Annotated in this window: 9 protein-coding genes; 5 read left to right on the top strand and 4 right to left on the bottom strand. The window is 43.1% G+C overall.

What is annotated here, in order from left to right:
* Positions 1–134: 134 nt before the first annotated feature.
* The 3 genes from RMX89_RS06155 to RMX89_RS06165 form a co-directional block, all read right to left on the bottom strand.
* The gene (locus RMX89_RS06155) at positions 135–1,334 is read right to left on the bottom strand and encodes an MFS transporter (protein ID WP_322688292.1); all 1,200 of its coding nucleotides are present in this window, start codon (positions 1,332–1,334) and stop codon (positions 135–137) included.
* A 372-nt stretch (positions 1,335–1,706) separates the two neighbouring features.
* Entirely contained in the window at positions 1,707–2,879 is a 1,173-nt protein-coding gene (gene moeB / locus RMX89_RS06160; protein WP_322670498.1) for a molybdopterin-synthase adenylyltransferase MoeB, read from the bottom strand.
* Positions 2,880–3,158: 279 nt separating this feature from the next.
* Complete coding sequence (locus RMX89_RS06165) at positions 3,159–3,617, bottom strand: M67 family metallopeptidase (RefSeq protein WP_322688293.1); 459 nt, start codon at positions 3,615–3,617, stop codon at positions 3,159–3,161.
* A 287-nt stretch (positions 3,618–3,904) separates the two neighbouring features.
* On the opposite strand from RMX89_RS06165, the gene RMX89_RS06170 reads away from it, so the two are divergent.
* The 4 genes from RMX89_RS06170 (at position 3,905) to ptsP (ending at position 17,076) form a co-directional block, all read left to right on the top strand.
* Entirely contained in the window at positions 3,905–7,837 is a 3,933-nt protein-coding gene (locus tag RMX89_RS06170) for a calcium-binding protein (protein WP_322688294.1), read from the top strand.
* A 990-nt stretch (positions 7,838–8,827) separates the two neighbouring features.
* Positions 8,828–12,955, top strand: coding sequence for a calcium-binding protein (locus tag RMX89_RS06175; RefSeq protein ID WP_322688295.1), 4,128 nt, complete (start codon positions 8,828–8,830; stop codon positions 12,953–12,955).
* Positions 12,956–13,304: 349 nt separating this feature from the next.
* Complete coding sequence (locus RMX89_RS06180; RefSeq protein ID WP_322688296.1) at positions 13,305–14,501, top strand: hypothetical protein; 1,197 nt, start codon at positions 13,305–13,307, stop codon at positions 14,499–14,501.
* A 61-nt stretch (positions 14,502–14,562) separates the two neighbouring features.
* Positions 14,563–17,076, top strand: coding sequence for a phosphoenolpyruvate--protein phosphotransferase (gene ptsP, locus RMX89_RS06185; RefSeq protein ID WP_322688297.1), 2,514 nt, complete (start codon positions 14,563–14,565; stop codon positions 17,074–17,076).
* Between the two features lie 83 nt (positions 17,077–17,159).
* On the opposite strand, the gene RMX89_RS06190 is transcribed toward ptsP, so the two are convergent.
* Positions 17,160–17,549: a hypothetical protein gene (locus RMX89_RS06190; RefSeq protein WP_322688298.1), complete on the bottom strand. Its 390-nt coding sequence runs from the start codon at positions 17,547–17,549 to the stop codon at positions 17,160–17,162.
* A gap of 446 nt (positions 17,550–17,995) precedes the next feature.
* Here RMX89_RS06190 and RMX89_RS06195 point away from each other — a divergent pair, with 446 nt between their 5' ends.
* Positions 17,996–19,225, top strand: coding sequence for a DUF4336 domain-containing protein (locus RMX89_RS06195; RefSeq protein ID WP_322688299.1), 1,230 nt, complete (start codon positions 17,996–17,998; stop codon positions 19,223–19,225).
* The last annotated feature ends 139 nt before the right edge of the window (positions 19,226–19,364 follow it).

Below are 19,364 nucleotides of genomic sequence, written 5' to 3' on the forward strand. Positions count from 1 at the left end.
CCCGCCTGCGGGGAGGGGTTGGGGGTGGGGTTCTTTTATTATGGGTAATTTGGCGGACATGATATCATTCGTAATTAAGAAAGTCAGATTTCATCCACACAGGTACGCAGAGAATAACTTTGCGTACCTTTGCGTTAAACCTCTGCGTTCCTTTGCGTTTCAGAAATGCCACTTATCGCAATACAAATACCAGCTAACAAAAATGCTAATCCACCCCCAACAGCACCAAAAAAAGGTGTTATTACTTGCAGTTGGGGAAATATAACGCCAAACAAACTCATTGCTAAAGCAAACCCACCAAAATACATCCCAATTCCTAATCCCGCCCATCGCTGGGGTACTTGCCCTAAAGCAAAAGGAATTGCCCCGTTGACAATTAAACTAAAGCTCGCAACGATCAACACAATTATTGGAATTTGTGCGCCCAGAGATATCATTATCAATAACGAAGGGATGATTGCACAGATCCCACAAAGCATTGCTTGACTATTACCAATTTTAACGGCAAAAATTCCTGCTGGGATGCTGGCAATTGCGATCGCTATTCCAATCCAAACCATTTGCATATCAATATTATCAGTATTCAGTTGGGTCTTGAGTACTTTACCCAAGACATCCATGAGAAATCGGATACCCCAGGCGACACCAAAACCAGTTCCTAAAATCAACGCCAATTTCTCTAAGGGCAACTTTACTGTTTCTGCTTGGTGTCTATCTACTGGTACTTCTGGGGGATTGACTAAGCGAAACACAGCCGCCGCCCCCAGCATCACAAAAGAACCGATCGCAAAGGTATAAACTGGGCCTAAACTCAGAATAAACTTGTAGCTTATTGGTTTAAAAGCTCCAATCACACCGCCTGTTAAAGTGACAAAACTTGCTGTTAAAGGTAACTGGGCTGGCTTAGAATACATCCCCAACAGGCACATAGCTGGAGAGCGAAATATTGTCATTGCCAATGCCCAAGCTACCAATACTATAGGTAAGAGCGATCGCATCACGGTAGTAGGCGGGATCAAACTTACAACGCATGGTATAGCAATAAACAAAGCCGATGCCAGAATCATACCTACTGAGATAAAAGGAAACCGAGTTCCTACCCAGCGTCTAGCTTGGTCTGAAAGTCCACCCATCACTGGTTCCAGCACCGCACCCAAAGCATTTTCGACTAGCACCAAACCAACTGCCAGTGAAGCAGGAAAACTAAACTGAGTCAAAAGTTGCGGTAAATAGATATTATAAATTAACCACGAGAGCGTAATTGCTCCCTGCACAGCTGCCAACACCCAAACTTGCACCCATAAAATATTCAGATGAGATTTCGAGGTAGTCAAGTCGCTTCGCTCCAATTAAAAATTAAAAATTATTAATTAAAAATTTCAAGACGCTCTCTACGAGACGCTGCGCCTAGCTTGCTTCTTTGCAGGAGTACGTGGCCTCGCTAACACTTCGCTATCTATCATTGTTAGCTCTGTACCAAAATTAATTAATTAAAAATAGAAAAATTTTTAATTTTTAACTTTTAATTTTTAATTCCAAAAAGGTCATCAGCAGATGGGAAGTGGGGATTTAAACTGCAAACTCGCTCTGCTCACGGCAGAAGAAGAGGGGGAAAGGGAAAAGGTTAAAGGGAAAAGGACAGATATTCTCCTTTCCCCTTTCACCCTTCCCCTTTAACCCTTCCTTGTGCCTCCTGCCTCTCTTGGTTAATACTCTGGAACTGAAGGATCGATTTCTCGACTCCAAGCGGTAATTCCGCCTTTAACATTTGTCCCTACAATCCCGGATTCCTTAAGGATGGCGAGAGCTTTTGCCGATCGCCCGCCCATTTTACAATGAGCAATTAGGCGGTGGCCGTTCAATATTTCCTTCACCTTAGCAACGCCATTGCCATTTTCAATGTCTGGTAAGGGCACCAACACTGAACCCGGAATCTTGGCAATGTCGTACTCATGGGGGTTGCGGACATCCAACAGTACAAAATCCTTTGCACCGCTATCCAGCAACTCTTTCAAATCCTTGACGGTCATTTCTTGACTTTCCATCTGCTGTTTTGCCTCCTCTGCCTTAGCTTGTGGAATCCCGCAGAATTCTTCGTAGTCTATCAGCTTTTCAATCACTGGGCGAATCGGGTTCGGACGCAGCTTTAACTCCCGAAATTTCATATCCAAGGCGTTGTATAGCAGCAATCGTCCGCTAAGAGTGTTGCCTTGTCCCAGAATGATTTTAACAGCTTCGGTTGCCTGGATTAAACCAATAATTCCTGGCAAAATTCCCAATACGCCACCTTCTGCACAAGAAGGAACCATTCCTGGTGGTGGTGGTTCTGGGAAAAGGTCACGATAATTCGGGCCACCTTCGTAATTAAATACAGTAGCTTGCCCTTCAAAGCGTAAAATTGAACCGTAGACGTTGGGCTTATTCAGCAATACGCAGGCGTCGTTAACTAGATATCTGGTGGGGAAGTTATCAGTACCATCCACGACGATATCGTAAGGTTGAATCAGTTCCAAGGCGTTTTCGGAAGTCAGACGAGTTTCGTATAAATCAACCTGACAATAGGGGTTAATCTCGTGAATCCGGTTTTTTGCCGATTCAATCTTGGGTTTACCCACCCAGGATGTCCCGTGAATTACTTGGCGTTGCAGATTAGAAGTATCGACAATATCAAAATCGACAATTCCGATGCGTCCAATACCCGCCGCCGCCAAATATAAAAGTAGTGGTGAACCGAGTCCACCTGTACCGATACACATTACACTAGCGGCTTTCAGGCGCTTCTGTCCCTCTAGTCCTACTTCCGGTAAAATCAGGTGTCGGGAGTAGCGTTCGTAATCGTCTTTGGTCAACTGGATTTCGTCCAGATTGGGATTGAGCATAGCAGTTATGATGTGGGAAAGCGGAATATTAATCCTATCGAAAAACTGGATCTTATATCATGTCCGCTTGATTGCTTATTAAACCCGAAGAACCCCACCCCGCCAAAGCTGTGCTTTGTCTCCCCTCCCGAAAAGCGGGGAGGGGTTGGGGGTGGGGTTCTTTTATTATGGGTAATTTGGCTGACATGATATTATATGGAGATAGGAGTGGGAAAGACGAATTTTCATCTGTGATAGCGGCGAAAACCGCTACGAGTGACTGTCTTTAAACTAAGCCAGTTATTTTATATTTTCAATTGCCTCTATTTGAAACTGATGAGTATCATCAAGGCTCCAACTTTGTAGTTCTCCAGCTTTGCCGTTTTGGACGGAAACTATTATATACGAGTATCCCTGCCAAGCGTATAGGCGATCGCATTCTGAGGGTATAGCAGGATGATCTGGGTGGGAGTGAAAAATGCCGATAATGTTCAGTGAGCGATCGCGTGCTTCCCTTTGTGTTTTTAACATAACTTCGGGTGCGATCGTATATTGCCGTCTTTTACTTTCTGTTGTGCCTTCCCCTGGAAATTCAGCCGCCGCTTCTGTATTCCAAGCATTTTCTGTCGGTATGACTTCTACCACAGTTTTGCCCTCACTAGCCAGATAGCCCAAAATTATACCACAGCACTCATCTGGATAGGTGCTTTCGGCATGGGTGCGGATGATTTGCAAGTGTTCTTGGCTAAGTTGGATCATGTCTGCGTTTGTAATTCTAGCAACTTCTAACAATTTTTGCTTAATGCGTATGCTAGCAAAAACCGCAGGCGATCTTAGATAGTTAAGAGAATAGTTGGATAATTACTACGTAAAAGCCTTGAAATAAGGTGAATCGTAGAGAAATATTACTTTCCTTCAAGAGGGAAGAAATGAAAGTATGCCAAAAATGTCAAATTTCACTAAATTCTTTGTACCCTAAAAATGTACAAACCGTAGGTTTAGAACTGAAAGTTACTGAAAAAATCGATTTAGATAGGTAGAAAGTTATGGCAAATATCAATGGCACTAACGGTAATGATACTCTCTATGGGACAACGAGTGATGACCTGATTAATGGTTTAGCAGGTGACGATAAACTATATGGTAAGAGAAGCTACGACATCCTCAACGGCGATGCTGGTAACGATTACTTGAATGTTGACTATTCATCAGGCAATACTACCCTTAACGGTGGCACTGGTGATGATACATTGAATGCTGAACATTCATCAGGCAATAACTTGCTCTTTGGAGGCGATGGTAATGATACTTTTTTGACCTCTAACGATATTGTCTCAACCTCTAACTCCTATATCTTCTATGGTAATAACACCCTTAACGGTGGCAATGGGAATGACACCTTTTATTACGATAAGGTAATTAGTTATGTTAATGACTTGACAACTGGTGGCGGCGGCAAGGATAAATTTGTTTACGCTGGCGGCAAGGGCGCTTCTGGTATCATTACCATCACTGATTTCGGTGGCATTGGTAAAAACTCAAACCCATTAGCATCGGTAATTGCTGAAGCAGATACCTTGCAATTTACAGGAGATGAACAATTCACTGCCAGAAATTTGCAATTAACTCAAAATGGTAAAAATTTAGAAATCACCTTTGAAGGGAAAGGTGGTGTCAAAGTAGTCTTGCAAAACTTTGCCCTGGAAAACCTAGACAATTTAGCCCAGGTTGGCAATATCGTGTTTGATGGGCAAACTAGTATCACAGACAGCTTTGATGTCTTCAATGCCGACTCTACCCAAAGCACTATCTTTAACAAGAACACAGTCACCTTCCTTAACGACCTCGACAACAATGTCAATGGCTTTGACAACTCAGATGATGTGATTAATGGTCAAGGAGGTGATGACATCATTGACGGTAAAGGTGGCAATGACGTTTTGAGGGGTGGTGTAGCAGGAAATGATACTCTCATTGGTAGTGCTGGTGACGATACCTTGAGTGGTAGCGATTCATCAGGCGATAAGCTACTGAATGGGGGCGATGGCAATGATTTTCTCTCCGTCTCTAGCTCCTCTCCCGATCAGCAATATTCCTTCCCGCAACAAGACTCGGCTGACAAAAACACCCTTAACGGTGGTACTGGTGAAGATACCTTGGATGCCAGCAATTCACCAGCCGATAACCTGCTCTTTGGGGGCGATGGCAATGATTCTCTTTCCGTTTCTGGCGCTTTTGGTAATAATACTCTCAACGGTGGTAATGGCGATGATATCCTCATAGATGGCAATGGCAAAAATATCTTCACAGGTGGCGGTGGTAAAGATAAATTTGTTTACAACTCTTTCCTTTACAACAATAGTAAGATTGCTGATTTCGGTGCCGTAGGTAAAGGGACAAACCCGACAGCAGCAGTCATTGGGGAAGTAGACACCCTAACATTTCAAGGTGTAGGCTTGACTGCCAAAAATCTGCTGTTGACTCAGAATGGCAACAATCTGGAAATCACCTTTTCTGGGGTGTTTGGTAGTCGCAAACTCATCCTGGAAAACTTCGCTCTGGAAAACCTGGATAACCTAAGCTTATCTACAGGAGCCACTGTAGACGTGGGCAATATTCTTTTTTATGGGCAAACTACCATCACAGATAGCTTTGATGTCTTCAATGCCAACTCTACCCAAAGCACTATCTTCAAAAAGAACACTGTCACCTTTCTTAATGACCTCGACAATAATGTTAACGGCTTTGACAACTCAGATGATGTGATTAATGGTCAAGGGGGTGATGACATCATTGATGGCAAAAGTGGCAACGATCTTTTGAGGGGTGGTGCGGGCAATAATACTCTCAACGGTGGTGCTGGTAATGATACCTTGAATGTTGACTATTCACTAGGCGATAATTTGCTCTTTGGGGGCGATGGCAATGATTTTCTCTTTGCCTCTGGCTACCAGTACGACTCCGGCCCCTTGTACGCATACGATCTTCTCTGGTTAGGAAATAATACCCTCAACGGTGGTGCTGGTAACGATACCTTGAGTGCTAGGGGTTCAAAGGGCGATAACCTGCTTTCTGGGGGCGATGGTAATGATTCTCTTGACATCTCTGGCTATGAGTCTGGAAGTTCCAGTCAGTACTACTACACCTCCACTAACTCTGTCGCGTCTGGTAATAACACCCTCAATGGTGGTGCTGGTGATGATACCTTGGGTGCTAGCGGTTCAAGAGGCGATAACCTGCTTTTTGGGGGCGATGGCAATGATTTTCTTAACATCTCTGGCTATGAGACTCGAGGTGGCGACTTCTACAACAACTCTGTCGCGTCTGGCAATAACACCCTTAACGGTGGCGCTGGTGATGATACCTTAGATGCTAGCGGTTCGACAGGCGATAATCTGCTCTCTGGCGGCGATGGTAATGATGCCTTCTATCTAAGCTTCTTATCCGAATATAATGACCCCTCTGATTCTGATTTGGTGACACAAACGGTAGATGGAGGTAAGGGTAACGATGTGTTGTCCGTCAATTTTGGCAATCCTACCGCAGGAATCACGACAACATTCAATGCCACTACTAACATTGGCTCAATTACGATGGGCACATATAGCGTTAGCTACAAGAATATAGAACGATTAAATATTTCAGGTTCAGAGTACAATTTTTCAGGTTCACAGTCCGATGACAACATTGTGGGAAGCAATGGCAACGATACACTCTCTGGGAGCAATGGTGGCAAAGATACGATAGATGGGGGTAAGGGTGACGATTTGTTGTCCATCGATTACAGCTATTATGCTACAGGGGGGATCACAACGACATTTAATGCCAGTACTAAGGTTGGCTTAATTACGGCGGGCACGAATAGCGTTAGCTACAAGAATATCGAACAATTAAATATCTCAGGTTCACAGTACGATGATAACATTGTGGGGAACGATGGCGACGATACACTCTCCACAGGTGGTAGTGGCAAAGATACGATAGATGGGGGTAAGGGTGACGATGTGTTGTCCGGCAATTACAGGTTTGCTAGCAAAGGAATCACAACCACATTCAATGCCAGTACTAACATTGGCCTAATTACAGCCGGCACGAATACCGTTAGTTACAAGAATATCGAACGATTAAATATCTCAGGTACAGAGTACGATGACAACATTGTGGGGAACGATGGCAACGATACGCTCTCCGGGAGCAATGATGATTACAATGGTGGTAACAGTGGCAATGATACGATAGATGGGGGTAAGGGTGACGATTTGTACTCCGTTAATCTTAACTTTTCTACCGGAGGAATCACAACGACATACAATGCCAGTACTAACATTGGCTCAATTACGGCAGGCACGGATGGGGTTAGCTACAAGAATATCGAGCGATTAAATATCTCAGGTACAGAGTACGATGACAACATTGTGGGGAGCAATGGCAACGATACGCTCTATGGCAATCGTGGCAATGGTGACAATGATACGATTATTGGCGGTGCAGGTAATGATAGCTTGAGTGCTGGTGTCTATTCAGGCAATAACCTACTCTCTGGGGATGATGGTAATGATATCCTCACAGGTGGCGAGGGTAGTGATAGCCTTTATGGAGGAGCTGGTACTGATACGTTTGTTTTCAATAGTTATTATGGAAGTGTTGATACTATTTATGACTTCAACGCCACCAATGAAATAATTCAGGTATCGGCTGCTGGTTTTGAGAACGAGTTATCGCAGTCATCGTTATCATTATCATACGGTAGTCCGTTTATAATCGAAACATCTCCAAGGTTCTCAATAGGTTCACTTTTCCCTAATCAGTTTACAATTGGAATATCTGCAACCACAAGCGATCAACGATTTATCTATGACAATATTACGGGTGCACTATATTTTGACGCCGATGGCAGTGCGGATGAATTTACTCAGGTAAAGTTTGCACAACTTTTGGGTAGTGTGACACTAACTGAAAACAACTTTGTGGTTGTTTAATCTTAAGCTAGCGCTCTTTGATCGCTCTAGCATGGAATGGGAGGTACTTAAAATCGCACCTCCCATTCGATTGTTCAATGCAATTAGTGCTACCAGAGAGTATGTGTTGGGTTTAATTCCTTAACTTTCGGCATGGGTGCGGATGGTTTGCACTATTCTTGGTTAAGTTGATTTATGTCTGCGTTGATAATTTTTATAACCTATAGCGATTCTTGCACGGATATATATCGGCAGGCGATCGCTCTCATCGTAGTATAAGTTAACCAAGGCGTAGCTAGCAAAAACCGCAGGCGATCGCAGCCTTCAAAAATAAAAATATGTATTTTTTATCACTTCCTAAAATATTTACCTACTAGGTTCTACTTTCTTATTGCCTAGACACAGAAGAATATAAAGAATATACAAAGCTCAATACTTGTGTATATATTTTTCAGCAAGTAATGTGAAGAGTATGCAAAGATGAGTATTTAAGTAGAAACATCTAAGTATGATATTGACTGTGTAGTTCTTTTGAGGTTCTTGAGATGTTCTGTATTTTCAAGCTAGATGCCCACGGATAACAGCCTACAAGGAAGGCATCAAAATCTTTTCCCGATTAAGAGTCAATTGTTGATTATTTTTATCTTCTAGTAAAACTTAGGCGCTGGCAAAAAATAAATATGAAGAAAGAATTTTAGGTATTGAAGCTGAATTTTTTGGTACTTAAAAGAGTAATTTTTACTCAAAAAGGATGATAAAAACCTGAAATGACCAGCTCTTGCAAATTCACACGCTAATTAATTTGTACAGTGCTTAAGACTTAAATAGTTTGAGGTCAAAGAAGTATACGTAAAAACCTTGAAATTGGGGAAATTTTTCAGAAATTTACTGTTATTGAAGGGTGACGTATAAATTATGTAGATTTCGGTGAATTTTTGCGCCCTTAAACAGCACAATCTACAAATTGATAACTGAAGTTACTGAAAAAAACGATTTAGAAAGGTAAAAGTTATGGCAAATATCATTGGAACCAACGGTAATGAGACCCTACAGGGTAGTTATGATGAGGCGGATACGATTAACGCTAAAGCAGGCAACGATACCATATATCCGAACGGTGGCAACGACACCTTGACTGGTGGAGGCGGCAATGATAAATTCGTCTTCTACTACTACTATAACAACAACAACAATATTGCGATCGTCACCGATTTTGGTGGTGTAGGTAAAGGAACAAACCCGACAGCAGCAGTCATTGCCGAAGTGGATACCCTAGCATTCGAGGGCGATGACACCACTGCCCAAAATTTGTTGTTGACCCAAAAAGGCAACAATTTGGAAATCAGCTTTGCAGGGGATGCTTATTTGAGGTTTATTGATAACTCAGTTATCCTGCAAAACTTTGCCCTGGAAAACCTGGAAAACTTGAGCAAATCTACAGGGGCAACTGTAGACTTGGGCAATATCTTATTTAATACACAAACTAGCACCACAGATAGCTTTGATGTGTTCAATGCCAACTCCACCCAAAGCACTATCTTCAACTTGAATACAGTCACTTTTCTTAACGACCTGAAGAATAATGTTAACGGCTTTGATAACTCAAATGATGTCATCAATGGTCAGGGCGGGGATGACCTCATTGACGGCTTAAGTGGCAACGACACACTCAGAGGTGGGGCGGGAAATGACTCCCTCATTGGTAGTGCGGGGAATGATATTCTCATAGGCGGTACGGGTAATGACTCTTCCACAGGTAATCACTCCCTCGTGGGTGGTGCGGGCAATGACTCCCTCATTGGTGGTACTGGTAACGATCGCTTAGATGTTGAATTTTCAACAGGCGCTAACACCCTCAAGGGTGGCGTTGGTGATGATACCTTGGATGCTGGGGCAACATCTGGGAATAACTTACTTTTTGGGGGCGATGGTAATGATTCTCTTTCCACTTCTAATGCTTATAGCAGCTTCAGCCCTAACATTTATTACCCCTCTTCAGGTAATAACACCCTAGAAGGAGGTGCTGGTGACGATACCTTGAATGCTCAGTCTCCATCAGGGAATAACTTACTTGCTGGAGGCGATGGCAATGATTCTCTCTCCACCTCTGGAATTACAACTTATAGAGGAGACCCTAATTTTAAGGCATCAGGCAATAACACCCTCAACGGTGGTGCTGGTAACGATACCTTGAATGCTGGCATTTCAACAGGCAATAACTTACTGTCTGGGGGTGATGGTAATGATTCCCTCTCGATATCTGGCGATATTATCAACTATAGCGGTCGAGAATTTTATTACCTTTCTTCAGGCAATAACACCCTTAATGGTGGTGCTGGTGACGATACATTGACTGCTAATTATTCAACAGGCAATAACTTGTTCTCTGGGGGCGATAGCAATGATTCCTTCTATCTAAGTACCAAATCCTCAGATACTCCTCTCTCTGATTTAGCAATTCAAACGATAGATGGGGGAGCAGGTGACGATTTTTTATCCGTTGATTACAGTTTCGCTACAGCGGGTATTTCAACGACATTCAATGCCACTACAAACAATGTAGAAATTACGGCAGGCACATATCGGGTTAATTACAAGAATATCGAACGATTGAATATCTTAGGTACAGCTTACGACGACAATATTGTAGGAAGCAGTGCGAACGATACGCTCTCTGGGGGATATGATGGCAAAGATACAATCGATGGGGGAGCAGGTGAGGATCTATTGTCTGTTGATTACAGGTACAGCAATCCTACAGGGGCGATCGCAACAACATTCAATGCCACTACAAACAAGGGAGTAATTACGGCGGGCACAAATCAGGTTAACTACAAGAATATCGAACAATTAAATATCTCAGGTACAGCTTTCGACGACAATATTGTTGGCAATAGTGGCAACGATACGCTTTCAACAGGCACTAGTGGCAAAGATACAATCGATGGGGGAGCGGGTGACGATGTATTGTCCGTTGATTACATCTCCAATGTCAATATTACAAAGGGGATCGCAACGACATTCAATGCTGCTACAAACAAGGGAGTAATTACGGCGGGCACAAATCAAGTTAACTACAAGAACATCGAACGATTAAATATCTCAGGTACACAGTTCGATGATTTTATTGTGGGGAACGATGGTAACGATACGCTCTTTGGGAGCTATGGCAAAGATACGATTATTGGCGGTGCAGGTAATGATATCTTGGCAGGTGAGAGTGGGAAGGACACCCTAACTGGTGGCACGGGCAATGATAAATTTGTTTATAGCTTGAGCGATAGCTCCTATGACGGCACTAACATTGATATCATCACCGATTTCGGTGGCATAGGTAAAGGTTCAAATCCCTCAGCAACCGTAATTGCCTCCTTAGACACTTTGCAATTTATAGGTTTTACTGCTGAAAATCTGCAATTAACTCAAAATGGTAACAACTTAGAAATTACCTTTGAAGGTTTCGGTAATGACAGGAAAGTTATTCTACAAAACTTTAAGTTAGAAAACCTGGATAATCTACCAGCAACTTCTTCACGACCAGCTATTGGCAATATCCTGTTTAATGGACAAACCAGCATCAGCGACAGTTTTGATGTGTTTGATGCTGATTCTACTCAAACTACTGTGTTCAACAAAAACACTGTTACCTTCCTTAATGACCTTGATAACAACATTACGGGTTTTGACAACTCTAATGATGTCATCAATGGTCAGGGGGGTGACGACATCATCGACGGGTTGAGTGGTAATGACCTACTCAGAGGTGGTGCGGGAAACAACACCCTTGACGGAGGTACTGGTGACGATACCTTGAGTGCTATCAGTTCAACAGGCGATAACCTGCTCTTTGGGGACGATGGTAATGATTCTCTTGATATCTCTGGCAGGATATTCAGCGACACATTCAGTGGCACATTCGACAAATTCGACTCTCGCTCATTAGGCAATAACACTCTCAACGGAGGTGCAGGTAACGACATGTTGAGTGCTAGCGGTTCAAAAGGTGATAACCTGCTCTCTGGGGGCGATGGCAATGATTCTCTTGACATTTCTGGCAGCTACAGGAATAACTACGGCTACATCTCCGACTCTCGCTCATTAGGCAATAACACTCTCAACGGAGGTGCAGGTAACGACATCTTGAGTGCTGGTGGTTTAAAAGGTGATAACCTGCTTTCTGGGGGCGATGGCAATGATTCTCTTACCATTTTTGGCGGCTACAACGAGAATAATCCCACAGACTCTTCAGACTCTCGCTCATTAGGCAATAACACTCTCAACGGAGGTGCTGGTGACGATCGCTTGAGCGCTGGTGGTTCAAAAGGCGATAACCTGCTTTCTGGGGGTGATGGCAATGATGAGCTTGATATCTCTGGTGGCTATGACAGCTATAACTCCAACGACTACTCCGACTCTCGCCCGTCTGGTAATAACACGCTAGAAGGAGGCGCTGGTGACGACAAGTTGAGCTTTAGCAGTTCAACAGGTGATAACCTTCTGTCTGGGGGTGATGGCAATGATTCATTCAATCTAATCGCTAGTTCCATAGATAGTAACCTGTCTGATTTAGTGACTCAAACAGTAGATGGGGGTAATGGTAATGATTCGTTGTTCACCAATTACTACTTTGCTTCTGGGGGAATCACTTCGACATTTAATGCTACTACTAACACTGGAACAATTACGGTGGGCATGTATCGTGTTAACTACAACAATATTGAGCAATTAAATATCTCAGGTACGAGCTATGATGACAATATTGTTGGGAGCAATGGCAATAATATCCTCCAAGGTGGAAACGGTAATGACAGCCTAATTGGAGGGGATGGGACTGATACCTTTGGTTTCTATAATTACAATGAGGGTGTTGACACTATTTATGACTTCAACACTACTAATGAACTGATTCAAGTATATGCTAATGGTTTTGGTGGCGGGTTATTAATAGGTTCACTCTCGGATGCTCAGTTCACCATCGGAACATCTGCAACAACAAGCAATCAACGATTTATTTATGATAATTCTACAGGTGGGCTATACTTTGACCAGGACGGCAGTGCGGCTGAGTTTACTCAAGTAAAATTTGCCCAACTATCTGCTGGACTGTCATTAGCCGAAAAGAATTTTGTGCTTGTTTAATCGTAATCAGATTCTCTAATCGTTAAGCGACAAGGGTTGTGAGGTGCTTACAAAAGCACCTTGCAAACGATAGCGCTCAATGCAATTACTGTTAACAAAGAGTAGATGTTGAGTTTTATTTCTCAACTTTCGATATGAGTCTGGATGGTTTGCAGATGTTATTGGCTAAATTTGATTATGTCTGCGTTTTTAATTTTAATCGCCGCCGTTGCATATTTGCGGGATGATTTTGTTAGTTTTGTGGGATGGGCCGAAAAGCCCGTCCTTTGTATTGCAGGGCGCAGGCATCAAAACTCATTAGCCTTAAAGTAGTAACAACAACTTTTTGTGGAATTGCGATCGCGAGACGATGAATGCTCTAATCAATTTACTGCTTTTTTTGCTGCCGATTCTGAGTAGCTTTTGGATTGCCCAAACTTTCAACCCTTTATCTTCTTATCAGCCTCTCCAAGCTGTAGACGGAGCAGCTTTATATAAAAAGCAATTAACGAATGGTAACCAAGTCTATTTACAAGTTATTAATCTTCGTAAAATGCACATAGACCAAATTATCGGAGAAGTAGATAATATGGGTCTAAATGAAGGAAAATATTATCAAGGAGAAGGTGAATATTACAGCCCTTTTTTCCAAAATAAATTATTTTCTGATGTTGCAGACGAATATAAAAAACTTTACGCAAACAACGTTTTTTCGACGATTAATTGTTCTTTTTTTGAACAATACCAATCTAGTACTCAATTATCCTTTCCGATTAAACTTAATGGTGTAGTCATCACTGGTGGCACTAGCCCTTATGGCCCAATCAAGGAACCAAAAGATAAATATTATCGTAATATTCGCCTCAAAACCTTAGTCTGGGATGATAAACAGGCGTACATTACCGATTACAACCAAGCTAGCGGTGCGCCTCTTAACCAAAAAACAGTCAAGAATGCGATTGTTACTTACCGATATAGCGATCATCCGGCGAAAGTATTAGCCCAAAACCAAGCGAATAAGTATCAAGTTATCGGTACTTTGAGCAAAGATGGTGTTAAAGGTGACGAGCTTTTGTTGATTATGACGGTGAACCAAGCAACTCTGGATGAGGCAGCCGATTTATTACGTAAATTAGGAGTCAAAGGCGATATTATTACCGTTGATGGCGGTAAATCAACTTATTTGTTCAATTCCCAGAAGGGAAACATTATTGTTCCCCAACTGTCTAATCTGCAAGAAAATCCTACTTTCCGACATCTACCTCATTATCTGGGATTCCGTAAGAAAAGCAAAAATCAGATTGCGCCAAAAATCTCGATCGCTCAACCAGTTGGTAAAGTACTTCCAAAGAAGGATCAACCTTTTTTAATATTGTGGCGGGATAATTTTGATGGCGATGTCTCGATTAAGTTGTACGATGGGAACAAACTTATCCAAAACATTTCTTCCCGTACTGCTAGCGATGGAGTTTATGAGTGGAAACCACGTATTTCCGTAAAAGAAGGCTATTTTATTCGTATTTCTAGCTGGAAAGACCGGAATATTTTCGGGCAGTTGCAATTGTAGCGGAATGGGAAAATGAAATGGATAACTAGCTAAACGCAAACCTCTCAACAAGGTTGACGGTGTGGCCGCGATCGCAATTGTTATCGTTTCTCACAGTAAACAACTAGCTTTGGGTGTGCGGGAACTCGCCGCGCAGATGGTTCAAGGCCAAGTTCCCATTGCTGTTGCAGCAGGTATTGAAGATTCTGAAAATCCATTGGGTACAGATCCGATTCAGGTTTATGAGGCGATCGCTTCTGTTTTTTCTGATGATGGTGTCTTGGTGTTAATGGATTTGGGTAGTGCTTTGCTGAGTGCGGAAATGGCAATCGAGTTTTTGCCAGAAGCACAGCAGCAGAAAGTATATTTGTGTGAAGCACCTCTAGTAGAAGGCGCGATCGCTGCTGTAGTGGCGGCGGCAGCTGGTAGAGATATTCACCAAGTTATGGTGGAAGCACGCGGTGCACTCCTCGCCAAAGCAACTCAATTGGGTGTAGTTAGTAAGCCATTGTCTGTTGTCAGCGCAATAACAACCAATATAGAATCGCCAACGCGAGAAATTCGGCTGATTGTGAGCAATCGCTTAGGATTACACGCCCGCCCCGCCGCCCAGTTTGTGGCAACCGCAGCCCGGTTTCAATCTCAAATTCTGGTAAGGAATTTAACGAGAAATACTGAGCTAGTCAGGGGTGACAGTATTAACCAAGTCACAACTTTAGGGGTGCGTCAAGGACACGAACTGCTGATTACTGCCACTGGTTCTGATGCAGATGAGGCGCTGGCTGCATTACAGGGATTATTCGCCAATAACTTTGGTGAAGATAATGTTGCCTTGAATTCTCCACCAGCACACCATGAAGTTACACCAACAACTTCCGGCGAACTTTCAGGGATTGCAGCTTCTCCAGGAGTAGCGATCGCACCTGTTGTTCGTTATCAACCCACTCAGATCGCAATTACGGAATACCACGTAGACGATTCTGATACAGAGTGGCAACGATTACAGGCAGCGATTAACACTGCCCGACAAGAAATTCAAGCAGTTTTCTCACAAGCATCTCTGCAAATTGGTGATGCTGAAGCCGCCATCTTTGATGCCCAATTACTATTTTTAGAAGATCCAGTACTGTTGTCAGCGGCTCATCAGCGTATTTTAGACAACCATATAAATGCTGAAGCCGCTTGGCAAGGTGTAGTCGATGAAGTAGCGACTTCCTACCGCGCACTTGAGGATTCTTACCTGCAAGAGCGAGTTGACGATGTTGTAGATGTCGGGCGAAGAGTACTGCGATTACTCGCTGGGAATGCTGCGGCTAACTTGCATCTTGAGTCACCAGCGATTTTGGTGACGACTGATTTAACTCCCTCAGATACGGCGGGACTAGATCCGACAAAGGTGTTGGGTATTTGTACAACTTCTGGTAGTGCAACTTCCCACAGTGCCATTATCGCCCGGACGTTGGGTATTCCGGCAGTTTTGGGAGTGGATGCCCAGGTGTTGCACTTGGCTGATGGTACAATAATGGCACTTGATGGTGAAAGTGGCAGAGCTTGGGTAGAACCAGAATCAGACATCTTGGATTTACTGGCAGCAAAGCAATCAGCTTGGCAAACTGCCCAACAGGAAGCACGAGCTACGGCACATCAGCCAGCGATTACTCGTGATGGTCGGCAAGTTAGCGTCTTCGCCAATATTGGTAGTATAAATGATGTGCAAGTTGCTGTGGCTAGCGGTGCAGAAGGTGTGGGACTACTCCGCACTGAGTTTCTGTATTTAGACCGAACCAGCGCCCCGACTGAAGAAGAACAATTAGCAGTGTATCAGGCGATCGCTCAAGTTTTAGATAATCGGCCGCTAATTATTCGTACTTTAGATGTCGGTGGTGATAAGCCACTTCCCTATATTAAAATAGGGTTGCCAGAAGCTAACCCTTTTTTAGGTTGGCGGGGAATTCGTTTCTGTTTAGATCGTCCAGAACTCTTCAAAACTCAGTTACGGGCAATTTTAAGAGCTAGTGTCGGACACCAAATTAAAATCATGTTGCCGATGATTGCGACTGTAACTGAAGTACGTGCAGCTAAGGTAATTTTGGGCGAAGTGCAGGCTGAACTAAATCAAGCTGGTATCGCATTTGATGCAGCAATGAAAGTCGGAATTATGGTGGAGGTTCCATCAGCAGTAGCGATCGCCGATCGGTTAGCTGCGGAAGTAGACTTCTTTAGTATCGGGACTAACGATCTGAGTCAGTACGTCATGGCTAGCGATCGCACTAATCCCAACGTGGCAAATTTGGTTGATGCACTACATCCAGCTGTATTGCGAATGGTGCAGCAAACTGTCCAAGCTGCTCATGCGGCGGGGATTTCGGTAGGATTATGTGGAGAATTGGCAGCAGATACTTTAGCAACACCAATTTTATTAGGTTTAGGGCTGGATGAATTGAGCGTAAATCCTCAAAGTATACCTAGAGTGAAGCAGGCGATCGCTCGGTTGAGTATAGTTGAGAGTGAAGCGATCGTGGCATCAGCATTACAACAAGATTCCGCAGAAAATGTTAGAGAACTAATCTCAACTTCAATTACTCCCCCTGCATAATGAATTCGCAATTGATAATGACGCTCTCTCGGAGATACTGTGCGAACGTCATTACGAATTACGAATTACGAATTACGAATTAGTTAAAATCTTATCCCCAGTTGCCCGTTAAAGCCACGAACAGAATTGTAACCAGCACCAACAAAAACGTTATTAGTAGCACCTACCTGAACGCCACCTGAAACGGCAACACCTTTATCCTCTGAATAAAGTCCAATTCCTACATAAGGTGAAATTACAGGCAAATTGATAAATTTTAAAACATCTACTCCCGTAGCACCATCAGCGCCAGTTCCCACTTCAACGCCGAAATTCAAAGCTCTAGCTCCGACAGCATAAGTTATATCACCATCTTTTCCACCGACTGAAACCCAAGGTTGCGGTATCAGTTGAGCCGATGCTTGACTTGGGGCAAACAAAGTTAACAAACTTATAGATGTAATTAATGTTTTAGCAATAATCGCTATTTTCACGTTATTCTCCAATTAATTGTTTTTAGGACTGATACCAATCCTTTATGAGGACGCATAAAAAGAATCTCAGTGCCTTGGCATCTCCCTTTGGTAATACTATTTCACTTTCAGGTTGATACAAATAGCCAGTAGGGGAGCAGGGGGAAAGGTTAAAGGGAAAAGGGTAAAGGTTTTTTCTTTCCCCTTTACCCTTTTCCCCAAAACCCAACAAGTATTGAGCTAGGTTATACCATTTGCAAAAAGACCTACAGATTCAAAGCTGAAAATCCAGATGAAATCTAACTCCTCTTAATTACGAATTACTACTTACGTAGCTTGCTTCTTACCTTTGGCGGGTAGTACGAATTACAAATTGGTATTATTATCTCAACAATTTGCTAAACTCCAACTTCGTGGAGAGCAAATAAAAACAATTTGAGTATTGGGAATTTGGAGGGGGTTGCAGAGTGGCTGATGAACGCATAGTCAATACACAACAGATTTATCCAAAGGATTTTTCCTGGGGATTATGGCCTGTTGTGCCACTCTACCCCTACGGTAGGCGGCAGACAATTCGTCAAGAAGTACTTAAGGACACAATCTGGAATTTTGACCAGATTCAAGGCATTTTCTACGTTGTTGTCCCGATTCGGATGACTGTTGTGAAGTTGGAAACCGGGGGACTTCTGGTCTACGCGCCTGTTGCACCAACGCTAGAGTGCATCAGACTTGTGAATGAGTTGGTGGTGAAATATGGCGACATTAAGTACATCATTCTGCCAACTATCTCTGGTATAGAACACAAAGTTTTTGTTGGCCCCTTCGCTAGATACTTTCCGACTTCACAGGTGTTTGTGGCTCCCCATCAGTGGAGTTTCCCGCTAAATCTTCCCCTTAGTTGGCTTGGCTTACCCCCAAAACGAACTCAAGTACTTCCAGAAGATAGTAGCAAAACCCCCTTTGCTGACGAGTTTGATTATGCAATGCTGGGCCCCATCGGTCTTGGCCCTGGTAGGTTTGCGGAAGTTGCTTTTTTCCACAAGCGATCGCATACTCTTTTAGTCACCGATTCTGTACTTTCGATTCCAGAAGATCCACCTGCGATCGTTCTATTAGATTCATATCCTTTATTATTTCATGCCAAGGATTATGCTTCTGATATTGTTGCAGATAGTCAGGCAAATCGCCGTAAGGGTTGGCAGCGCATCTGTCTGTTTGCTTTGTACTTTCAACCAAGCACATTAGATATACGCCAATGGAGTCAGGTATTGCAAGATGCCTTGAAAGCTCCAGAACGCTCAAGAAAAGCTTATTTTGGATTGTATCCCTTTAAATGGCAGTCAGATTGGCAGCGATCGTTTGATGCCCTGCGAGGTGATGGGCGTTTATTTGTCGCACCAATTTTACAAACGTTGATTCTCAATCGCGCACCACAAGAAACCATTGACTGGGCTAATAAAGTTATAAGTTGGGACTTCGAGTGGATAATTCCCTGCCACTTTGATTCACCAATTAAAGCTAAACCGCATCAGTTTCGCCAAGCTTTCTCTTTTTTAGAAAAGCAGCCTACTGTCAGTGGAGATTTGATCGGCAGTAGCAGCTATCCTTTACCAGAAGAAGATTTTAAAACACTTAGGGAAATCGATGCAGGTTTAAATAAGTTTGGCATTGTGCCAGCAGCCAAGGAGAAAGTGTAGGAGAGACGATATAGCGCAATACAGTTCAGATAAACCCAAAACCCTGATGATGTAGAGACGCGATTTATCGCGTCTTGAAAGACCAATTATCCTTAACTGAACGTGAGTTCGATAAACCTCTCCCTCCCAACCTCCCTCT

The organism is Nostoc sp. DedSLP04 (assembly GCF_034530775.1).
Classification (GTDB): Bacteria; Cyanobacteriota; Cyanobacteriia; order Cyanobacteriales; family Nostocaceae; genus Nostoc.

Coding starts and splice junctions, on each gene's coding strand:
- moeB (WP_322670498.1), bottom strand. CDS start 2,879: ATGCTCAATCCCAATCTGGACGAAATCCAGTTGACCAAAGACGATTAC.
- RMX89_RS06165 (WP_322688293.1), bottom strand. CDS start 3,617: ATGATCCAACTTAGCCAAGAACACTTGCAAATCATCCGCACCCATGCC.
- RMX89_RS06170 (WP_322688294.1), top strand. CDS start 3,905: ATGGCAAATATCAATGGCACTAACGGTAATGATACTCTCTATGGGACA.
- RMX89_RS06175 (WP_322688295.1), top strand. CDS start 8,828: ATGGCAAATATCATTGGAACCAACGGTAATGAGACCCTACAGGGTAGT.
- RMX89_RS06180 (WP_322688296.1), top strand. CDS start 13,305: ATGAATGCTCTAATCAATTTACTGCTTTTTTTGCTGCCGATTCTGAGT.